The sequence below is a fragment of the Streptomyces sp. NPDC007875 genome (assembly GCF_042868035.1).
Lineage (GTDB): Bacteria > Actinomycetota > Actinomycetes > Streptomycetales > Streptomycetaceae > Streptomyces > Streptomyces antimycoticus.
In genome coordinates, this window is record NZ_JBIADZ010000009.1 from 147,270 (window position 1) to 166,949 (window position 19,680).

At 70.7% G+C, this 19,680-nt stretch carries 17 protein-coding genes, 2 pseudogenes and 1 riboswitch; of the genes and pseudogenes, 13 read left to right on the plus strand and 6 right to left on the minus strand.

Annotation, left to right across the window (positions count from 1 at the left end; all coding sequences use genetic code 11):
* Positions 1–41: 41 nt before the first annotated feature.
* Both ACFYOY_RS20455 and ACFYOY_RS20460 read left to right on the plus strand, forming a co-directional pair.
* The gene (locus tag ACFYOY_RS20455) at positions 42–1,151 is read left to right on the plus strand and encodes an alcohol dehydrogenase catalytic domain-containing protein (protein WP_351887834.1); all 1,110 of its coding nucleotides are present in this window, start codon (positions 42–44) and stop codon (positions 1,149–1,151) included.
* Between the two features lie 46 nt (positions 1,152–1,197).
* Positions 1,198–1,989, plus strand: coding sequence for a 2-keto-4-pentenoate hydratase (locus ACFYOY_RS20460; RefSeq protein ID WP_388588564.1), 792 nt, complete (start codon positions 1,198–1,200; stop codon positions 1,987–1,989).
* A gap of 503 nt (positions 1,990–2,492) precedes the next feature.
* Here the strand turns inward: ACFYOY_RS20460 and ACFYOY_RS20465 are convergent.
* Positions 2,493–3,263, minus strand: coding sequence for an NADPH-dependent F420 reductase (locus tag ACFYOY_RS20465; RefSeq protein ID WP_388588567.1), 771 nt, complete (start codon positions 3,261–3,263; stop codon positions 2,493–2,495).
* A 187-nt stretch (positions 3,264–3,450) separates the two neighbouring features.
* Between ACFYOY_RS20465 and ACFYOY_RS20470 the strand changes: the two genes are divergently transcribed.
* A complete protein-coding gene (locus ACFYOY_RS20470; RefSeq protein WP_351887843.1) occupies positions 3,451–4,104 on the plus strand; it encodes a TetR/AcrR family transcriptional regulator in 654 nt (217 codons plus the stop codon).
* 76 nt (positions 4,105–4,180) lie between these two features.
* Positions 4,181–4,954, plus strand: coding sequence for an IclR family transcriptional regulator (locus tag ACFYOY_RS20475; protein WP_351887846.1), 774 nt, complete (start codon positions 4,181–4,183; stop codon positions 4,952–4,954).
* A gap of 59 nt (positions 4,955–5,013) precedes the next feature.
* Here ACFYOY_RS20475 and ACFYOY_RS20480 read toward each other — a convergent pair.
* Together ACFYOY_RS20480 and ACFYOY_RS20485 are read right to left on the minus strand one after the other, a co-directional pair.
* Positions 5,014–5,990, minus strand: a pseudogene (locus ACFYOY_RS20480) (aldo/keto reductase).
* A gap of 118 nt (positions 5,991–6,108) precedes the next feature.
* Positions 6,109–7,053, minus strand: coding sequence for a zinc-binding dehydrogenase (locus ACFYOY_RS20485; protein WP_388588571.1), 945 nt, complete (start codon positions 7,051–7,053; stop codon positions 6,109–6,111).
* Between ACFYOY_RS20485 and ACFYOY_RS20490 the strand changes: the two are divergent.
* From ACFYOY_RS20490 to ACFYOY_RS20505, 4 genes and pseudogenes are all read left to right on the plus strand, one after another.
* A pseudogene (locus ACFYOY_RS20490) lies at positions 7,009–7,677 on the plus strand (transcriptional regulator); the annotation flags it as partial. The gene ACFYOY_RS20485 and the pseudogene ACFYOY_RS20490 overlap by 45 nt on opposite strands.
* A gap of 388 nt (positions 7,678–8,065) precedes the next feature.
* Entirely contained in the window at positions 8,066–8,860 is a 795-nt protein-coding gene (locus ACFYOY_RS20495) for an FHA domain-containing protein (protein ID WP_388588574.1), read from the plus strand.
* A 188-nt stretch (positions 8,861–9,048) separates the two neighbouring features.
* Positions 9,049–9,822 (plus strand): polysaccharide lyase family 7 protein, encoded by a 774-nt coding sequence (locus ACFYOY_RS20500; RefSeq protein ID WP_388588577.1) that lies wholly within the window; start codon positions 9,049–9,051, stop codon positions 9,820–9,822.
* A 339-nt stretch (positions 9,823–10,161) separates the two neighbouring features.
* Positions 10,162–12,045, plus strand: a complete 1,884-nt coding sequence (locus ACFYOY_RS20505; protein ID WP_388588580.1) for a serine/threonine-protein kinase — start codon at positions 10,162–10,164, stop codon at positions 12,043–12,045.
* 155 nt (positions 12,046–12,200) lie between these two features.
* Here ACFYOY_RS20505 and ACFYOY_RS20510 read toward each other — a convergent pair whose 3' ends face one another.
* The 3 genes from ACFYOY_RS20510 to ACFYOY_RS20520 all read right to left on the minus strand — a co-directional run bounded on the left by ACFYOY_RS20510 (position 12,201) and on the right by ACFYOY_RS20520 (position 14,676).
* The gene (locus ACFYOY_RS20510) at positions 12,201–12,812 is read right to left on the minus strand and encodes a DUF305 domain-containing protein (RefSeq protein WP_351887864.1); all 612 of its coding nucleotides are present in this window, start codon (positions 12,810–12,812) and stop codon (positions 12,201–12,203) included.
* Between the two features lie 107 nt (positions 12,813–12,919).
* The gene (locus tag ACFYOY_RS20515; protein ID WP_351887867.1) at positions 12,920–13,870 is read right to left on the minus strand and encodes a DUF1996 domain-containing protein; all 951 of its coding nucleotides are present in this window, start codon (positions 13,868–13,870) and stop codon (positions 12,920–12,922) included.
* 308 nt (positions 13,871–14,178) lie between these two features.
* The gene (locus ACFYOY_RS20520; protein ID WP_351888039.1) at positions 14,179–14,676 is read right to left on the minus strand and encodes a DUF2165 domain-containing protein; all 498 of its coding nucleotides are present in this window, start codon (positions 14,674–14,676) and stop codon (positions 14,179–14,181) included.
* Positions 14,677–14,933: 257 nt separating this feature from the next.
* Here ACFYOY_RS20520 and ACFYOY_RS20525 point away from each other — a divergent pair, with 257 nt between their 5' ends.
* The 5 genes from ACFYOY_RS20525 to ACFYOY_RS20545 all read left to right on the plus strand — a co-directional run bounded on the left by ACFYOY_RS20525 (position 14,934) and on the right by ACFYOY_RS20545 (position 19,625).
* Complete coding sequence (locus tag ACFYOY_RS20525; RefSeq protein ID WP_351887870.1) at positions 14,934–15,410, plus strand: carboxymuconolactone decarboxylase family protein; 477 nt, start codon at positions 14,934–14,936, stop codon at positions 15,408–15,410.
* Positions 15,411–15,510: 100 nt separating this feature from the next.
* Positions 15,511–16,434, plus strand: coding sequence for an RNA polymerase sigma-70 factor (locus ACFYOY_RS20530; RefSeq protein ID WP_351887872.1), 924 nt, complete (start codon positions 15,511–15,513; stop codon positions 16,432–16,434).
* 59 nt (positions 16,435–16,493) lie between these two features.
* A riboswitch (cobalamin riboswitch) is annotated at positions 16,494–16,708 on the plus strand.
* 54 nt (positions 16,709–16,762) lie between these two features.
* A complete protein-coding gene (locus tag ACFYOY_RS20535; protein ID WP_351887875.1) occupies positions 16,763–17,809 on the plus strand; it encodes an ABC transporter substrate-binding protein in 1,047 nt (348 codons plus the stop codon).
* Positions 17,806–18,819, plus strand: coding sequence for an iron chelate uptake ABC transporter family permease subunit (locus tag ACFYOY_RS20540; RefSeq protein ID WP_351887878.1), 1,014 nt, complete (start codon positions 17,806–17,808; stop codon positions 18,817–18,819). The genes ACFYOY_RS20535 and ACFYOY_RS20540 overlap by 4 nt, the downstream gene beginning before the upstream one ends.
* Positions 18,816–19,625: an ABC transporter ATP-binding protein gene (locus ACFYOY_RS20545; RefSeq protein ID WP_388588587.1), complete on the plus strand. Its 810-nt coding sequence runs from the start codon at positions 18,816–18,818 to the stop codon at positions 19,623–19,625. Before ACFYOY_RS20540 ends, ACFYOY_RS20545 begins: the two co-directional genes overlap by 4 nt.
* The last annotated feature ends 55 nt before the right edge of the window (positions 19,626–19,680 follow it).

The window sequence follows — 19,680 nt, forward strand, 5'->3', positions numbered from 1 at the left end:
ATTTCGTACACGGTGATCCGTACACAGTGAGGCGTGGCTCAATGAAGGCAGCAGTACTGCACCGGCCCGGTGCGCCGTTGACCGTCGAGGACGTCGACCTCGGCGACCCCGGACCGGGCGAGGTCACCCTCCGCGTGCTCGCCGCCGGCGTATGCCACAGCGACCTGCACTACATGAACGGCGATCTCAACGTCCGCCTGCCCGCGGTGCTCGGGCATGAAGGGACCGGCATCGTCGAGCGGGTGGGGGAGGGAGTGACCCGGGTCCGCCCCGGCGACACCGTCATCACCTTGTGGCGTCCGCGGTGTGGCGACTGCGAGTTCTGCACGACCGGCCGCCCCGCCCTGTGCGCGCTCGGCCGGGTGCAGGCGGCCTCCAACGGCCTGCTCGACGGGACGCAGCGGCTGAATCTGAACGGCGAGAAGGTCCACCACCTCATGGGGGTCTCCTGCTTCGCCGAGCAGTGCGTCGTCTCGGAACGGTCGGTCCTCACGATCGACCCGGCCATCCCGCCGGAGATCGCGGCGATCGCCGGATGTGCCGTGGTGACCGGGGCCGGAGCGGCGCTGAACGTCATGAAGGACGCCACCGGAGAAGGCGTCGTGGTCATCGGCGCCGGCGGCGTCGGACTCAGCGCGGTCATGGGGCTGCGCCTCGTCGGCGCCGATCCGATCGTCGCGGTCGACACGGTGGACGCCAAGCTGGAGAAGGCACTCGAGCTGGGCGCCACCCATGCGGTCAACGCCCGTACGCACCGCCTCACCGAGGAACTCACCAGGATCTCGCCGAAGCCGATGGCATGGTCGCTGGACGCGGTCGGCACGCCCCAGACGCTCGCCCAGGCGGTCGAGGTCGTGGGCACCGGCGGGACCGCCGTCGCCGTCGGCCTCGGCAAGGTCGGCGCCACCGCGGCTGTGCCCATCAACCCCCTGGTGCAGCAGGAGAAGCGGCTGATCGGCAGTCTCTACGGCTCGGCCAACACACCGGTCGACATCCCCAAGCTCGTCGAACTGTTCAAGACCGGCCGCCTGCCCCTCGACAAGCTGCTCGGGGAACAATACGAACTGTCGGCGATCAACGAGGCTTACGCCGCGCTGTCGCAGGGTGCCACCGGCCGTGCTGTGATCATCCCTGGTCACCAGCGCTCGTAGGGCTCGTAGGACTCGTGGCTTCCGTAGGGCTCGTAAGGAGAGATCGATGAAGAAGGACCTGATCGCGGACCTGGGCCGACGGCTGTGGCAAGCCGGCAACGCAGCCACCGCGGACGACTCCACCGCGGTCGACGCCACCGCGGCCGATCAGCTCGATGACCTCGAAATGGCCTATGCCGTCGAGGGCGCGACCCGCGATCTGGCGGTCGCCGCCGGTGGTCGGGTGATCGGCTACAAGATCGGCCTCACGGCACAGCCCGTGCGGGACACCTTCGGCGCCGACGAGCCCGCCGCCGGCCACCTGCTCGCCGACCGGCTGCTGGCGGACGGCGAACCCCTCGCCACGGCCGGGCTGTTCACCCCCCTGGCAGAGGTGGAGATCGCCTTCACCCTGGGCGAGGCGCTGCCCGGCCCGCAGGTGACCGCGCAGGACGTCCGCAACGCCACCGCCGCCGTCGCGCCGGCCTTCGAGATCGTCGACAGCAGGTGGCGCGGCGGCGCGCGGACGCTCCCCATGCTCGTCGCCGACAACACCAACGCCGCTCGCGCGCTGCTGGGGTCCCCGGTTGCCCCACCGGCCTCAGCGGACCTGGCGAAGATCACCGCCACGCTGTCGATCGGCTCCCGGACGGTGCCGGGGAGCGCGGCCGCCGTCATGGGCGACCCCGCCGAGGCGGTCGCGTGGCTGGCCCGCCACCTGCTGCGTGGCGGACGGCGACTGGAAGCCGGTGACATCGTCCTGAGCGGCACCCTGTGCGCCCCGACGGCGATCAGTGCCGGTGACCGCCTGGTCGCCGACCTCGGCGAGCTGGGCCGGATCGCCCTCGACGTCAACTGACCAGCGGCGCCAGGGGAGATGGCCGGTGCGTCCGGCCGTCATCCGGTCGGCTCCAGGAGTGTCCGGCGGGATCGCGACGCCTGCGGCGGGGTGCTCCCCTCCCCACCTCTTCCCGCGATGGGGCTCTGCCCCGGGCCCCGGGGCCCGAGGCGAGGGCCCTTGGCAACGGGCGCGGGTGGGCGGGCTGCTCGTCTCCCCGCGCCTTCTCGCAGCATCGATGTGCGGCTCCGCCGCGTGGCGGGGTTCTGCCCCGGACCCCGGGTCCAGCGGCGAGGCACCTGGTATCGGGTAGAGGCGGGCGGGCTCCTCGTCCCGTCCGGCGGCATCGATGTGCGGCTCCGCCGCGTGGCAGGGCTCCGCCCCAGCCCCCGGGGTCCAGGGGCGGAGCCCCTGGTATCGGGAAGGGGCGGGGAGGGGAAAGATCCGCCGGACACCCCGTAGCGCCTCGGAGCCGACCGGCCTGTGCGTTTGCGCGCCGTCAGCGCCGTCAGCGGGGGCCGGGGTCAGCGCGTCGCGCGGTCGGCGGGGAGGATGCGTGATGTCTCGGCCAGCAGAGCGCGCAGTCGGTGCGCGGACAGCGGGGTGCCAGGGTCCTCGGGGGGCAGGGTCTGCATCGGGCGGCCGGCCCTGATCTCCTCGCTCATCGTGGCCACGAAGTCCTTGAGCGCGTCCTTGTCGGCGTAGTAGGGCGCCACGTAAGCAGTGGTCTCCGGCTCGAAGCGCCAGCTCTCGGCCAGGGGGCCCGCGTCGACGGTGTCGAAGCCCAACTGGTCGATGAGGGCGGCGGCGCTCGCCTTCGCCTCCGGGTCGTCGCCGGCGATCGGGAGGGCGGAGCGGTCGGCGGCGCCCGCGGGGCGGGCGAGCGCCGGGATGTGCTGGTCGTTGATGTTGTTGAACGCCTTGACGAGCTTCGCGCCGGTCAGGTGCTTCTGGACGAGTTCGCTGGTGGTGGTCTCGCCCGAGTCCAGCGCTTCGAAGTTCCCGTCGCGGAACGGGTAGTAGTTGATCGTGTCGAGCACGACCTTGCCCGCCAGCGCGGCGGCCGGAAGCCGCCGGTAGGCGGCCAGCGGGATGCTCACCACCACCCAGTCGCCCGCTCGGGCCGCCTCCTCGGGCGTCGCGGCCCGGGCGCGCTCCCCGAGCTCCGTGATCGTCTCGGTCAGGGTCTGGGGCCCGCGGGAATTGGACAGGACGACGTCGATACCCGCCGCGATCGCGAGCCGGGCGATCCTCGTGCCGATCCGACCGCTGCCGATGAAGCCGAGTGTTGCCATGGAAGGAGGTCTCCTCATCTGGCGGACCGGTGGTCCGCCGGCGGTTCTGTCTGGGAGCCGGGCTCGGGCGGGAGCAGGCGTGTGGAGGCGGGGGCCTCTCGCGCCAGCAAACCGGAGCGGCCGCTCCTCTTGAACCTAACACAACCGGAGCGAGTGCTCCGGAAGGGCCGCTTGTACTCTGAATGCCGTGACCAGCGCCGACCAGTCCACGCCCACGCAGCCCCCGGCCAAGCGCGCCCGCCGGGCGGACGCCGAGCGCAACCGCGCCGCGATCATCGAGGCGGCCGGGATGGTCTTCGCCGAGCGGGGCGGCACGGTCGACGTCCGCGAGATCGCCCGGCGCAGCGGCGTCGGCATGGGCACGCTCTACCGCCACTTCCCGACCAAGGACGACCTGCTCGCCACCGTCCTGGAGCGGGAGTTCACCTGCTGGCTCACCACCGCCCACCAGGCGGCGGAGGCGACCGAAGACCCCTGGGAGGCCCTGACCGGCTTCTTCGAGCAGACCCTCACCCATCAGGCCCGCAACCGCGCCCTGGTCGAGAGCTACGCCGCCACCGGCGCCCCCTCGCGTGCGTGTGCCCAGTACCGCGACGCCTTCATCGACGAGCTGCGCACCCGCTGCCTGAACGCCGGCCTTCTGCGCGCCGGTGTCACCACCGCCGACCTGGTCCTGCTCAGCGCATCCCTGAGCCAGATCGTGCAGGCGACCGGCGACAGCCACCCCGGCCAGTGGCGCCGCCTGCTCCGTATCTCTCTCGACGGCCTCCGCGCCCGCAACACCGAGGCGCTGCCCGAGCCCGAGCCGGGACGCCATGCGGACGTACCCGCGAACGACTGACCGGTCGACTGTCTCCCAGACCTAGACGTCTGATATTTTGGACGCTGTCTGTTGGTAGGTGTGCTGGGAGGACATCGTGGCGCGACTCACCGCTCCGGCTCTGCGCCGGGGCCTGGACATCCTGGAGCTGCTCGTCGACCAGGACGAGGGGCTACGGGTTCCGGAGATCACCCAGCACCTCGGCCTGCCCCGTGCCACCACGCACGAACTCGTCAACACACTGGCCGACCGAGGCTATGTGACCGTCTCCAAGGAGACCGGACGCGTCGCCATAGGGCTCAACGCCCTGCGGCTCGGCGCCGGCTACGAGCGCGGCCTCGACCTCGCCACCGTGGGCCGGGAGTGTGCCGGCGACGTGGCGCGGGCCTGCGGCGAAACGGTCCAGGTGGTCGTGCGGGACGGCAGATTCGCGGTGTTCATCGTGCGCATCGACAGCAAGTACTCGGTCCGGCTGGTGTCACAGGTGGGCAGCCGGCTGCTCGCGTCCTGCACCGCGGGCGGAAAGGCGCTGCTGAGCGCCCTGCCGGCCCGGGAACTCGATGAGCTGTTCCCGAACGACAAGGCGCTGCAGCAGATGACGTCGAACAGCATCTCCACGCGGAAGCGGCTGCTGGCCGAGGTCGAAGAGGCCCGCGAGCGGGGCTGGACCGAGGAGTACTGCGAGTCCAATGACCACGCGGCCTGTGTCGCCGCGCCGGTGTACGACCGGCTCGGCAACTGCGTGGCGGCCATGAGCATCTCGGTGCCCACCCCGCGGTGGGGCGACGCGCAGAAGGAGCACTACGTCGAGTTGGTCCTCGATGGGGCACGGGCGATGGCACAGCGCCTCGGAGCGAGCGTCCCGTCGTAAAACCACCGAGGTGGCGCGGTACCGACTCGTCACGCAGCGGTGGCCGGGCGGGGTGGGTTTCAGCGTTCCAGCATCCGCATCCGGCCTCGGTGTGGGTGTCTCCGACGGCCGGGGGCAGGCTGGAGAGCCTGGCCAGGACCTCCGCGTTCAGCCGGAGGCGGTCGGCGGCGGTGTTCTCCTCCACGCGGGCCACGCGCTTGGTGCCGGGGATGGGCGCGATGTCGTCGCCCTGGGCGAGCAGCCAGGCGAGGGCGACTTGGGCCGGTGTGGCGCCCGCCTCGGCGGCGATGGCCTGGACCTCGTCCGCGAGGCGCAGATTGCGCTGGAAGTTCTCGCCGGTGAAGCGCGGGTTGCCGCGCCGGAAGTCGCCTTCCTCGAAGTCTGCCTCGTCGCGGACGGTGCCGGTGAGGAAGCCGTGTCCCAGCGGCGAGAAGGGGACCAGGCCGATGCCCAGCTCACGCAGCACCGGCAGGACGCGCTCTTCCAGGCCGCGGGTCCACAGCGAGTACTCGGACTGCACCGCGGTGATGGGGTGGACGGCGTGGGCGCGGCGGATCGTCTCCGGCCCTGCCTCGGACAGGCCGATGTGCCGCACCTTGCCCTCGGCGACCAGCTCGGCCACCGCTCCGACGGTCTCCTCGATGGGGGTGTCGGGGTCGACGCGGTGCTGGTAGTACAGGTCGATGTGGTCGGTGCCCAGCCGTTTCAGCGAGCCTTCCACGGCGGTGCGGATGTTGGCCGGGCTGGAGTCGAGGTTCCACGGGCCCGCCCCGGAGTGGGCGATCATGCCGAACTTGGTGGCCAGCACCACCTGATCGCGTCGGCCCTTCAGAGCCTGGCCGAGGAGTTCCTCGTTGATGTAGGGGCCGTAGATCTCCGCGGTGTCGATGAGGGTGACGCCCAGCTCCAGTGCCCGGTGGACGGTGCGGATGGACTCCGCGTCGTCCGTTCCGGCGCCGGTGAGGCCATGGGACATGCCCATCGCACCCAGACCGATACGGGAAACCTCCAGGTCACCCAGGTTGATGTACTTCATCGGTGGTCACTCCTCCTGATGGGTGTGGTCGGATCGGCCGGTCACCGCGGCCGAGTGCTGTGACCCGCCGGGCGTGGCTGTCGCTCCCGGGAGGTGGGCGTCCGCGAGGAGCGCCGGGTCACGGGCGGATGAGGACCTTCAGGGCCTCGCGGCCGTTCGTCGCCCGGTAGCCGTCGGCGATGTCCTCCAAGCCCAGCGAGCGGTCGAAGACACGGCCGGGCCGGATCGAGCCATCCAGGATGTGCGGCATCAGCTCCTCGATATAGGCGCGGGCCGGGGCGACGCCACCGGTGAGGGTGATGTTGCGCATGAAGTCGCCGAACCCGAACGCGACATCGCTGTACTGCGGGGCGCCGACCCGGCTGATCGTGCCGCCGTCGCGGACCACGCCGAAGCTCTGCACCAGCGCGTCCCTCAGGCCCACGCATTCCAGGACCTTACGGGTGCCCTCGCCGCCGGTCAGGTCACGCACCCGGGAGATGCCCTCCTCGCCGCGCTCGGCCACCACATCGGTGGCTCCGAAGCCACGGCCCAGATCGGTGCGCGGGGTGTGCCGGCCCATCAGGATGATCTGCTCGGCGCCCTGCAGCTTGGCGGCGATCACGGCCGCCAGGCCCACGGCGCCGTCGCCGACGACGGTGACGCTGTCGCCGCGCTCGACACCGGCGGTACGGGCCGCGTGGTAGCCGGTGCACAGGATGTCGGACAGGGTCAGCAGATCCGGCAGCAGTTCGGAGTCCTCGCCCACCGGCAGCTTCACCAGGGTGCCATCGGCGTACGGGACGCGCGCGATCTGCCCCTGCCCGCCGTCGACACCGTTCACGCCCCACTGCCCGCCGTGCACACAGGAGGTCTGCAAACCGTCGCGGCAGTACCCGCAGGTGTTGTCGGCCCACATGAACGGGGCCACCACCAGGTCACCGGGGACAAGGCCGCGTACCTCGGAGCCGGTCTCCTCGACGACGCCCAGGAACTCATGGCCCATGTGGCGGGGGGTGTCGGTGTGCGGCAGCGACTTGCCCTCGGGCGCGCCCTGCAGCTCGACGATGCCGAGCACCAGCATCTGCGCGACCTGGCCGTCCGCGCCGCCCGCTACGCGCCCAAGCCCGCCCCGGCCCCCAGCCGCACCGTACGCCCCCACCTGAAGCTGCTGCTGGAAACGGTGCGCCCGAATCCCGCGTACATCCTCAGCCGCAGTATGGACATCCTCGCCCACAACCCCGGCGGCCTCGCCCTCTACGCCGGCATCACCGACTGGCCCGTCAAGCAGCGCAACCTCGCCCGCTACCTCTTCCTCCACCCTGCCGCCCACGAGGTCTTCCCCGACTGGGAGAACCAGATCCGCGGCTGCGTCGCCCGCCTGCGCGCCCTGGCCGGCACCGACCCCGACGCCCCCGACCTCACCACTCTCGTCGGCGAACTGCTCCTCAAGAGCCCCGACTTCGCGGGCCTGTGGGAGCGCTACGAGGTCACCGGCCGCAAGCACACCGCCAAGACCTTCCAGCACCCACACGTCGGCAAGATCACCCTCGTCTTTCAGGGCTTGGCGCTCGAAGGCACTCCCGGCCACCGCATGGGCGTCTACACGGCCGAACCCGGGACCCCGGACCACGACGCCATGCTCCTGCTCGACATGACGGCCACGCCCGCCGAGCCAGGGCCCTCCGCCTCCGAACAGAAGCGCTGACCGGCCGAGCCCGGCGGTTCCGGGCAGGGCCGCTGAGCCGGGGCCGGTTCCAGCCGGTTGTCCTCATCCGGTGAGCCGGTCATCGTGCCCTCCTGGTCCGCGGGTCCGCGGGTCCGCGGGTCCGCGGGTCCGCGGGTCCGCTCATCCGCCGGTCCGGTGGCCGGGAGTCGGCCATACCGGGGTCGTTCCGGCATCGTCCGTCCGAGGTTTCGGGACCCGTCCCGGACCGGGCAGCGCCACACAACTCATACCCTTGCCACAGCCGATGAGGAGCAGCGCCCGGGCATGTTCCTCGGGCTCGCTTTGGGGACGGGTCCCGGAGGAGGGCGTGGATCCTGGTGGGTGCCCATGCACGCGTCGAGAATCGCCCGAACCGAGGAGACCGCCGATGCCCCTCTCCGCCAGCCTCGCGCGCGGAGTCGCGCCCACCACCCCCGGCACTCTGCACGCCCGCACCGTGACCGGCGACCTCAGTGCCCCGCCCCGGCCGGGGCTGACGGTCTGCTTCGGGCGCGGCGAGAAGCCGGACGTGGACCTGGGTGTGGGCGTGGACGACCTCCGGGTGAGCCGGCGGCACGGCGAGCTGACCTACCGCCAGGGACAGTGGTGGCTGCGGAACACCGGGCGGCAGCTCGTCCGGCTGCCCCGCGGCACGATGATGCATCTCAGCACCGAGCCGATCCCGCTCGACACCGGCTACACCCCGCTGTTCGTCAAGGGATCCGGCTACCGTGAGCACCTGGTCGAGCTGTATGTGGCGGGCCACGACGACCAGGGGCCGGTGTCGCGGCGGCGCGCCGAGACCCTTCGGCCGGAGATCTGGGCGCTGGACGACGACGAACGGCTGCTGCTGGTCGTCCTCGGTCAGCGGTATCTGCTGTACGAGGAGGATCCGAGGCCCCTGACGTACGCCACGGCGGCCAAGCAGCTCAGCTACCTCCGCCCGGGCGCGGGCTGGAACGAGCGCAAGATCGAGTACCGGATCGAGGCCGTACGCCGCCGGCTGCGCAACACCGGCTTCAGATACACGCTGATGCACGACAAGTCGCAGGGCCGCCCCGCGGACAACGGTCTGCTGCACAACCTGCTCAAGGGATTGGTGGAGTCCACCACGCTCGTACCGCCTGACCTGGACCTGATCGAGGACGACGACCTCTGGCCCGATCCCGCGCCGGAGTCGTAGCACAGGAGCTGGACTCCCGCCGGGCCCGTCTCCGGGACCCGTCCCGGAAGCGGCGGCCAACCATGACCATCCACAGGACGGGCCCGCCCGGACTCAGCAGGGCACCGAAGTGGCATGACGACGTCTCCATGACCCATGGGGATGGCAGCCGCCTGTCCTACCGAAAGGAAGGAATCCCCATGAGGTGCATGCGCATCGTCGTTCTCGCGGGCATCACCGCGGCCGCCTCGACGGCCGCCCTATCGCTCCCGGCGCAGGCCGACATCCCCACCCGCCACGACCGCACGGCCGCCGAGTGCACGTACCCCGCCGACGTCCTCGACCTCAGCAACTGGAAGCTGACCCTGCCCATCGGAGACGACGAGGACCCGACCGACATCACCCAGCCCGATCTCGCCACCTTCTCCGCCAAGCCCTGGTTCCAGGCGGATGAGGACTGCGACGCGGTCCAGTTCCGGTCCCCCGTCGACGGCGTGACGACGGGTGGCTCCAGCTACCCGCGCGCCGAGCTGCGGGAGATGACGGACGACGGGGAGGACGAGGCGAGCTGGTCGACCACCGAGGGCACCCACACACTCGTGGTCAAGGAGGCGTTCACCGCGCTCCCCAACGACAAGCCGCATCTCGTCGGTGCCCAGATCCACGGCGGGGACGACGACGTCACCGTCTTCCGCCTCGAAGGCAGCAAGCTCTACATCACCGACGGCGACGACACCCACCACCATCTCGTCACCGACGACTACGAGCTGGGCACCGAGTTCGAGGCCAAGTTCGTGGCGCGGGACGGGAAGATCGACGCCTATTACAACGGGGAACGTGAGACCACGATCTCCTCCGACGACGACAGCAACTACTTCAAGGCAGGGGCCTACACGCAGGCCAACTGCGAGAACTCGGACCCGTGCGACGGCGACAACTACGGCGAGGTCCACATATCCAGCATCAAGGTCACCCACTCCTAGCCGCTTCTGGCCGGGGGCGCGGTGCCGGATCTTCCCGTGGCGGGAGGCCCGGCACCGCCGCGACTCCGGCGAGAGCGGTGGGCCGGCGGCATATGACAGCGGCGTCTGCCCTCGTCGCCTGCGCTTTCGGGCGCCGCAATCTCCACAAAGGTGAAGATTTTTGGAGTGGTGGGTGAATTCCCTTCTCAATCGGCCAGGTCCCGTGCGTCGCGGGCACGCGCCGAGCCCCGTGCTGTCCTCACGAGCACCGTAAGCGGTGCGTGTCTTTACGTGTACGCAGTAAGTTCGATCTGCGTGCCCGTAACGGCAGGGGTTCTGGTCTCGTGAGGGGAGTGTGTCGTGCGGCGGGGGGAGAAGGTGGGCAAGTACCGGCTCACGGAGGGGCCCGTCGAGGGAGGGAGGGGCGCGGTCTGGTTCGCCGTCGACACGGAGCTGGGCCGGTCCGTCGTCCTCAAGCGGGCCTTGCTCGAGGACAACGGCCAGGCCGACTTCGACGAGTTGCTGGCCGAAGCCCGCGCTCTGGCGAAGTTCAGCCATCCGAATGTGGTCACCCTCTACGACGCCGTCCGCGCGGGCAAGGGCAAGAAGGCCACCTTCTGGCTGGTGATAGAGCATGTGACCGGCGGCAGTCTGGACGTCCCGGTGAAGATGGCCCCGGAGCTCGCGGCGCATATCGGCGCGCAGATCGCGGGCGCGCTGGCGGCCCTGCACGACAAGGGCATCGTGCACTGCGACGTCAAGCCCGGCAATATCGTGATCACCCACGACAGAGTCGCCAAGCTGACCGACTTCGGCGCCGCGTACCGGGTGGACGGGAGTGAGACGATCACGCTCAACGGGCCGGTCAGCCTGACCCCGTTCTTCGCCGCCCCCGAGGCGTTCCGCGGAGCACCCGAGCGTGCGTCGGACGTGTTCTCCCTCGGTGCCACGATGTACTGGCTGGTGACGGGCACTCCGCCGCTGCGCGGCGCCGGGCGGGTGGTCCGGATGGAGGCCCTCAGCCCCCGCGTCGGGCCGCTCGGCGGGGTGCTCACCGCGATGCTCCAGCGCGACCCCGGGGCCCGGCCCACCGCCGCCGAGGCGCTCGGCGCCCTCACGGAGCTCGCGGGACCGCCGGACCAGTTCCCGACCCTCCCGCTGGCCCCGGCGACCACGCGCTATACGGCCACCATCGCGCACAGCGAGGACCCGGCGGGAGGGCAGTGGCGCCGGACGACGACCACCGCGGCGGCCCTCGTCCGGCGCCGCCCGTTACTCACGGCCGGCGCCGCCGCCGTCATGGCACTGGCCGTCTCCGTTCCGTTCATCGTGATGAGCTCGGGTGGCGAAACCGGCGACCTGGCCGACCCGTCGCCGACCAGGCCGACCAGCGCGGGCTTCATCGGCGACCCCCGCACGGCCGATCCCTGCGCCTTGCTCAACACCGGTGTGTTCCAGCGGTACGGGGAGGCCCAACTGGACCGCGATCTGGGCAATTTCAATCGATGCGACGTTGTCCTGAAGGAACGAAGCGAGGAGGTCGTGGACGTCAGGGTGGAACTCGACGCCGATTCGCTGCCGGAGGGCGTGAAGCGGAAGACCGCGGGCAGGGTGACCGTCGTGGAGCGCGCCGCCGAGCACGACGAGTGCGAGCGGGCCGTGGCGGTGACCGGCGCTCGCGACAACAGCCTCCGGGTGACCGCGGCCGCGAGACGGCCCGGTGACATCAAGGAGCCGCTGTGCGAAACCGCCGATCGCGCCACCGGACTCGCGGTCAAGGTGCTCAACCGCGGTGAGATTCCCCGGCGTTCCCCGGGATTTCCGTCAAATTCGCTGGCGCACCTGGACGCATGCACGTTGCTCGACGGCAAGGCGCTGGAGGAGGTGCCCGGTATCGACGCCCGGGAGCCGGACGTCGGATTCGGCCGCTGGGACTGCCAGTGGAAGAGCACGACCAGCGAGTACGAGGTGGACTTGCGTTTCGATCAGGGCGATCTGCCGCGCGACAAGAACGCCCGGTCGACCAAGCTCGGCGATGATCGCCAGGCCATTGTTCTGCCGGAGAACGAGGGCCGGGGGAGCTGCCGCGTGGAGGTGGTCCATCGTGACTACACCGGCCTGGACCGGGTGAAGGGGACCGAGAGGGTGGCCCTGGTCATCAAGGGGGCGGGCCCCAAGGACCGGCCCTGCGAACTGGCCACCGATCTCGCCGGGTCGGCCGCCGACGCGCTGCCGCCCGCCTGAACCGCGACCGTCGACGGCCGGAACGGTCGGCGTGGACAGCGGGGAACGGCCGCTGTTCGTCGGCGAACGACCGCTGTTCGTCGGCGCCGGGCGCGGGGGTCACCTCATCGCGTGAGATGGTGCGGCGACGGGTGTCAGCAGCAGGCGGACACCGCCTAGGGGAGACGGGCACGCCAGGTGAGCGACGTCTTCTCCACGCTCGTGGCCAGCTTCTTGGCGGCCGGATCGGCGCCCGCCGAGCGCTGCGAGTGGGCGATCTTCGCCGCCTGGTCGAGGTGTTCGCGCATCGCCGAGAGGAAGAGCGCGTCGAAGGCGGCGCCCTTGGTTCCCTTGATGGTGCGCAGTTTGTCCTCGGTCACCATGCCGGGCATGTCGTGCCCCTGGTGCGGGTTGGTGTCGGGGACGCCCGCGCGGGCGAGCAGTTCTCGTAGCTGGACGAGTTCGTCGCGGTAGGCGGTGGCCACCGGTTTCGCCCACTTCTCCACCCCGGCGTCGGAAGAGTGGCCCGGGACCAGGTCCAGCAGGAGTGTCGCCTGGCCGTCCATCGCGATCATCAGCTGGATCCAGCCGATATCGGTGGAGTTGAAGGTCCCTGATGTCGCCTGCCCGCTCGGGGACCGCGTGGCGGGGTGCCGCGCGGCCGACGTCGACCGCGCCTCGCGCGGCGGTTTCCCGCTGCCGTCGCCGCATCCAGCAGTGAGCAGTGTGGCGGCAACGAGCAACGCCGCTACGGACACCACGCGCCGTGTGACGGTTGCCGCTGTCATGCCCACTCCCCTCGTCTCGCATGGGCGGAGCCCCGGTGACGGGACTCCGCCCACAGGCAAGGCGGGGTCGCCCTGCCGAGCCGCGTGGCCTGCCCACTCCCTATCCGTCAGGGACGGCCGTCCGCACCGCACTTGACGATCACGTTGATGCAGTCACGCACCCGTCGGGCCATCTCGTCCTCGGGCCAGGCGTTGAAGAAGTCACCGTGCATGGTGAATCCGGCACCCGACGCCAGCTTGAAGCGCGCGGGGTCGCCGCTGACCGGGTAGCGGAGCACCTGGCGGAGCTTCGGCACGGCGACCGGGTGCGTGGCCGGGCACTGTCCGCCGACCGGGTAGGCCATGTGGCTCTTGTGGTCGGGGGAGTCCAGGTCCTTGCCGTTCCAGCACTGGGGGAAGTCGAGGTAGGACTCCAGCATCGAGTCGGCCGGGCAGTTCACGAAGTCCTTGGAGGGATTGACCTCTCCGTGGTGCAGACAGGACCAGCGTGCGATGGACGTGGGGTCGCCGACTCCGGTGGCCTTGGCGTTGCCCGCCACGATCCGCAGCCCCAGGGGGAGGGGCTTGATGGTGGCGATCACGTCGTCGCGCACGCCTTCACCGAGGTAGTAGAAGGTGGTGCCGGTGGGTTCGACCTCTTTTCCGTTGTCGTAGAGGGTCGGGGTCCAGTACGACGACAGGTCGACGGTCGGGCTGCAGCTGGTCCGGCCCCTCTGCAGGGCGGCCAGATCGGTGCGCGCGTTGGTCGAGTCGTTCCCGAAGAAGCTGTGCATATGGGACGCGCCGGGGAGCCCCGGGAACACGATCGGGTCGTCCGGCAGCCGGTGGGTGAACGGGCACTCGGCGACGAACTCCGCGACGCGCACCGGTGCCTTGGCGCTCCGCGGGCTCGACGCCGCGCCCGCCTTGTCGGTGGCGCGCAGATCGGCACGCGCACTGGCCGAGCCTATGGAGAGCAGGGACAGGACGAGGCCGAGGGCGGCGAGGACGACGCCCGGGCCTCGCCAACGGCCGAGGACACGCCGTAAGGGCGGGAAGCGCGGGGGTGTAGGGGACATGACTCTCCTTCCCGTGCACGCACGGAAGAGCGAAAAGAGCGGGAGAGAGCCCAGCGGTGTGGTCACACGGGGCTGCCGAGAGAGCGCTCTCTCGGAGCGATGCTGCGGACGCTAGAGGTGGCCCACGTCACTGTCAAGAGTCCGCGGCAAGGAGGGTCACGAGCCCTCTACAAGGAGGGCCCAGAGGCCCGCGACAAGGAGAGTCCAGAGGCCCGCGACAAGGAGAGTCCAGAGTCCGCGGCAAGAAGGGTCAAGAGCCCGCCGCAGCGGGGAGACTGTCGCCGTCTTCGGCGCCCGCTCGGACTCGGTCAGTCCTCGGAGCCCGGATCGGTTCGCTCCGCCGAGGGCAGCAGGTGAATGAGCAGCAGAACGATCCCGGAAATCATGAACACGCGCGTGGCGGCCTCCAGGCCATTCCACTTCTCCGACTGCCACATGGCGAACCACTCGCCGCCGATGCCGATGAACCCGGCGCCGAACAGCAGCATCAGCATCAACAGCCCCACGGTGCTGGCCTGACGGGCGCGCCGGACGCGGTCTCCGGGCGGACCCGCGAACCACATGGCCGTCGCGGCGAGGAGGACAAGAGCGGCGAGGGTCTCCCAGGCGATGATGGCCACGTAGGCGGTGTCCTGGAGCGCGGTGGAGTCGATGGCCCGCCACATCAGGTCCTCGTCCTTGAACGTGGTGTCCATCGCCAGGACATGCCGCACGAACTGCTGGTTGCTGTCGAAGTCGGTGATGTTGCCGAAGGCGACGAGCGTGATGTACAGCGCGATCGTCCCGGTGAGCACCCCCGAGGTCATCGCGTAGGCACGGGGTGAACGTATTCTGCCGGTTCGCTCTGTCACGATGACCTCTGTCTCCCGTTGGATCCCGCTGACCATGAAGCGTGCGAGAGCCGTAGCGTACAACTGACGGGATCAGAGCGGTGATGGACGCCGTACAGCTGCCGAGCTGAGCCGACGGCGGGGAGACGGGGGTCACATGCGTCCATGTCACAGGGGGTCGGGCTATCCCGTCTCAGGGGTGTAGCCACTGAACGACTTCAGAGGAGCACATCATGGACGCGCGACTGAACTACTCCGCAAGCCAGACCGCCGGCAAGGTCCTGAGGCCCGTCATGGCGGCGGGCAGGGCGGTCAAGGAATCGCCGCTGCCGGCGGCGACGCAGGAGCTGGTGGCGATTCGGGTGAGTCAGATCAACGGCTGCGCCGTCTGCATCGACATGCACACCAAGGAAGCCGCCGCGGCCGGTGAGACCCCGGTGCGGTTGAACCTGGTCGCGGTATGGCGGGAGGCCACCGTCTTCACCGATGCCGAACGGGCCGCGCTGGCACTGGCGGAGGAGGGGACCCGGGTCGCGGACGCGGCCGGTGGGGTCGGCGACGAGGTGTGGGCGAATGCCGCCAAGCACTATGACGAGGAGCAGCTCACCGCCCTGGTGATCCTGGTCTCCTTCATGAATATGGTGAACCGGCTGAACGTCATCACCCAGCAGCCGGCGGCCGGAGACTACGAGGCCGGGCAGTTCCACTGAACGGCAACGGCAACGGGTCCGGGGTCCGGTTGCGTGCTCCGGACCCCGGCCCGGGGGACGTTACGGTGGCCGACCGGTGGCCCAGGGGAGGGGAGTCGGTGTGAGCAAGGTCGAGGAGTTCGAGGAGCTGCGGCCGCTGCTGTTCTCGATCGCGTACCGGATCCTGGGCAGTGTGAGTGAGGCCGAGGACGCGGTGCAGGAGACATGGCTGCGCTTCGACGGCTCGGCGACCCGGCCCACATCGACCAAGGCGTATCTGTCGGCCACGGTGACGCGCATCTCGATCGATGTGCTGCGCTCCGCGCGCGTGCGACGGGAGGAGTACGTGGGCCCGTGGTTCCCCGAGCCGCTGCTCAGCGATCCGTATCAGGATCCGGCCCGGGCGGTGGAGCTGGCCGACTCGGTGTCGATGGCGGCGCTGTTGCTGCTGGAGCGGCTCAGCCCGCTGGAGCGGGCGGTGTTCGTGCTGCGGGAGGTGTTCGCCTTCGGGTTCGACGAGGTCGCCACGGCGGTGGGACGGTCGGAGGCGGCATGCCGGCAGCTGCTGGTGCGGGCGCGGCGGCATATGGAGGCCGGGCGGCCGCGGTTCGAGGCGGACCGTCAGGAACGGCAGGAGCTGGCGACGCGATTCTTCGACGCGCTGAAGGACGGCGACGTGGGCGCGCTGCGAAATCTGCTGGCCGCCGATGTGCAGCTGGTCGGGGACGGCGGCGGCAAGGCACCGCGGCTGGCCAAGGCCGTCATGGGCGCGGAGAACGTGGCCCGGCTGCTGGGCACGGTCTTCCCCTGGCTGCTGCGGATCGACGTGTCCTTCGAGCTCCATGAGGTCAACGGCCAGCCCGGCGCGGTCTTCCGCGAGCGGGACGGCAAGGTGCTCCAGGCTCTGGTCCTCGATGTGCTCGACGGGCAGATTCAGGCCATCCGCACGGTGATCAATCCCGACAAGCTCGGCCACCTCGGGCCGGTCGGCGACGCCTGGGCCGTCGACCGCGAGGTGAGGCAGGCCCGTCGGCGGTCGAACTGACCCCGGGATGTGGTCTGCCACCCCGTGACCGGTCCGACACCCTGATCTTTCGGCGATCTTGATAGTCTCGGGGAGCCAGTCGTGCCACATCCGAGGCCAGGGAATCCGGTGTGAATCCGGAGCTGACGCGCAGCGGTGAGGGGGACGGGCGGGGCATGTGACACCACTGGGAGGAGTCCGTGACGGCCGCGAGGCCGCCGCGAACGAGCACCGGGAAGGGGCCCCGTCCGGACGAGCCCGAGTCCGAAGACCTGCTGGCACCTCCGCGCCCCGTGCGGGGAGGACGTCCGTAGGCCAGGCTCCGCGTACGAGCCCCGACAACCGAGGCATGCCCGTGCTCTGCTCTGCCCGCCGTACCGCGGCCCTCCTGCTCGCCCCCGCCCTCCTGCTCACCGCGTGCGGTGGCTCCGGCCACGACGGCGCGGACGCCACAAAGCCCGCCGGTGCGGGCTATCCGCGCACCATCGACAACTGTGGCCACGAGGTCACGGTCAAGTCCGCCCCGAAGCGGGCCCTCTCGCTCAACCAGGGCACCACGGAGATCCTGCTCTCCCTCGGTCTCGCCGACCGCATGGCGGGCACCGCCACATGGACCGACCCGGTGATGAAGGGCCTGGAGAAGGCGAATGCGACGGTGCCGCGCCTGGCGGACAACGCGCCGTCCTTCGAGAAGGCCCTGGACGTCGAACCCGACTTCGTCACCGCCTCGTTCGTCTCCACTCTCGGCAAGGGCGGCGTGGCCACCCGCGACCAGTTCGAGAAACTGGGCGTGCCCACGTACGTCTCGCCGTCCGACTGCTCGGCGGGCCGGGACCCCGACAGCGGTGGCGATGGCTCCCGCAGCAAGCCACTCACCCTGGACACCGTCTACGGCGAGATACGCGACCTGGCCCACGCGTTCGGCGTCGACGAGCGCGGCGAAAAGCTCATCGCGCGGTTGAAGCAGCGCGTGCGTACGGCCACCGAGGGACTGGACGCCCCCGGCGTCTCCCTCATGTACTGGTTCGCCAACTCCCAGTCGCCCTACCTCGCCGGCTGCTGCGGCGCGCCGGGCGCCATCACCCGGGCCGTCGGAGCGAAGAACGCCTTCTCCGACACCCACGACGAGTGGCCGCAGATCAACTGGGAGACCGTGGCCGACCGCGACCCGGACGTCATCGTCCTCGGTGATCTCACGCGCAAGCAGCAGACCGCGGAGACCGCCAAGGCCAAGACGCGTTTCCTGGAGACCAACGCCGCCACCCGCAATCTCACCGCCGTCAAGAAGAAGCGGTACGTCCTGCTGAGCGGGCAGGCCATGAACCCGTCCATCCGCACGGTCGAAGGGGTCGAGCAGGTCGCCGCCGGGCTGCGCCACTTCGGACTCGCCAAGTGAGCACCCGCCTCCTGCTGCTGATCGCGGGAGGGCTGGCCGCGCTGTTCGCGTCGATCGCCGTCGCCGTGACCATCGGCCCCGCCGACATCTCCACGGCCGACGTCTGGGCAGCGGTCACGGCTCATCTCGGCCTGGGCGAGAGCACGTTGCCACCGCTGCGTGATGGCATCGTGTGGAACCTGCGCATGCCCCGCACGCTGCTCGCCGCGGTGTGCGGGGCGGGGCTGGCCCTCTGCGGGGCCGTGATGCAGTCCCTGCTGCGCAATCCGCTGGCCGACCCCTTCGTCCTCGGGGTGTCCTCCGGGGCCTCCACAGGTGCCGTCGCCGTGGTCGTCCTCGGTGTGGGCGGCGGGGCCGTGTCCCTGTCGGCGGGCGCGTTCATCGGCGCGCTGCTCTCCTTCGGCCTGGTCCTGGCGCTCAGCCACAGCCTCGGCGGCAGCACCGACCGCGTGGTGCTGTCCGGGGTGGCCGCCATGCAACTGTTCTCGGCGCTGACCTCGTTCACCGTCCTCACCTCCGCGGACGCCGACACCACCCGCGCCGTGCTGTTCTGGCTCCTCGGCTCGCTCACCGGTGCCGGCTGGAGCGATGTGCTGCTGTGCGCCGTCGTCCTGGCCGCCGTCCTCCTGGTCTGTCTCGGACACGCCCGCACCCTGGACGCGTTCGCCTTCGGGGAGGAAGCCGCGGCGGCGCTCGGCGTCCGCGTGGCCCGCACCCGCCTCGTCCTGCTGTGCGCGACCGCGCTGCTCACCGCGACCCTGGTCAGCTCCGCCGGGGCCATCGGCTTCGTCGGCCTGGTCCTCCCGCACGCCACCCGCGCCCTCACCGGGTCCGGCCACGCCCGCCTCCTGCCGGTCACCGCACTGGCCGGAGCCATCTTCCTGGTGTGGGTGGACACCGCCGCCCGCACCGTGATCGACCCGCAGGAGGTCCCGGTGGGCGTGGTGACGTCCCTCATCGGCGTACCGGCCTTCGTCGCCGTGCTCTACCGCGGCCGGAGGAAGACATGAACGACTCCCTTCCCCCCGACACCGCGGAGGCCGCACCCGGACTCCGCGCGGACCGCGTCAGCCGCCGCGCCGACGGCCGGCTCATCGTCGACGGCGTCACCCTCACCCTGCGCCCCGGCGAGACGGTGGGCCTGCTCGGCCCCAACGGCTCGGGGAAATCAACCCTGCTGCGGCTGCTCGCCGGCATCCTCGCCCCCTCCGCCGGAGTCGTCACCCTGGACGGCCGCGCACTGCCGCGGGTCGGCCGCCGTGCCACGGCCCGCCGTATCGCCACCGTCGAACAGCACGCCCACACCCAGACCGAACTGACCGTCCGCGAGGTCGTGGCCCTCGGCCGCATCCCGCACCGGCGCGCCTGGTCGTCGTCCACCGCCACGGACACCCGGGCCGTCGACGCGGCCCTGGAGCGCACCGCACTGACCGACCGGGCCGGCCAGTCGTGGCACACCCTCTCCGGTGGCGAGCGCCAGCGCGCCCAGATCGCCCGGGCCCTCGCCCAGGAACCGTACGAGCTGCTGCTCGACGAGCCGACCAACCACCTCGACATCCAGCACCAGCTCGACCTGCTCGACCTCGTCGTCGGCCTGCCGATCGCCACCGTGATCGCCCTCCACGACCTCAACCTCGCCGCGATGTACTGCGACCGCCTGCTCGTCCTCCGCGAGGGACACGTCGTGGCCGAAGGCACCCCCGGCCAGGTGCTGACCCCGTCCTTGATCAAGCAGGTCTACGACGTCCAGGCCGACGTCACCCACGATCCGGGCCACCCGGTCATCCGCTTTCTGCGCCGCACACCGAAGCCGTGAGGCGGCGGACGGTATCCTGCCGAGCGGTTGCATGAACGACGGCGGCTGGACGGTT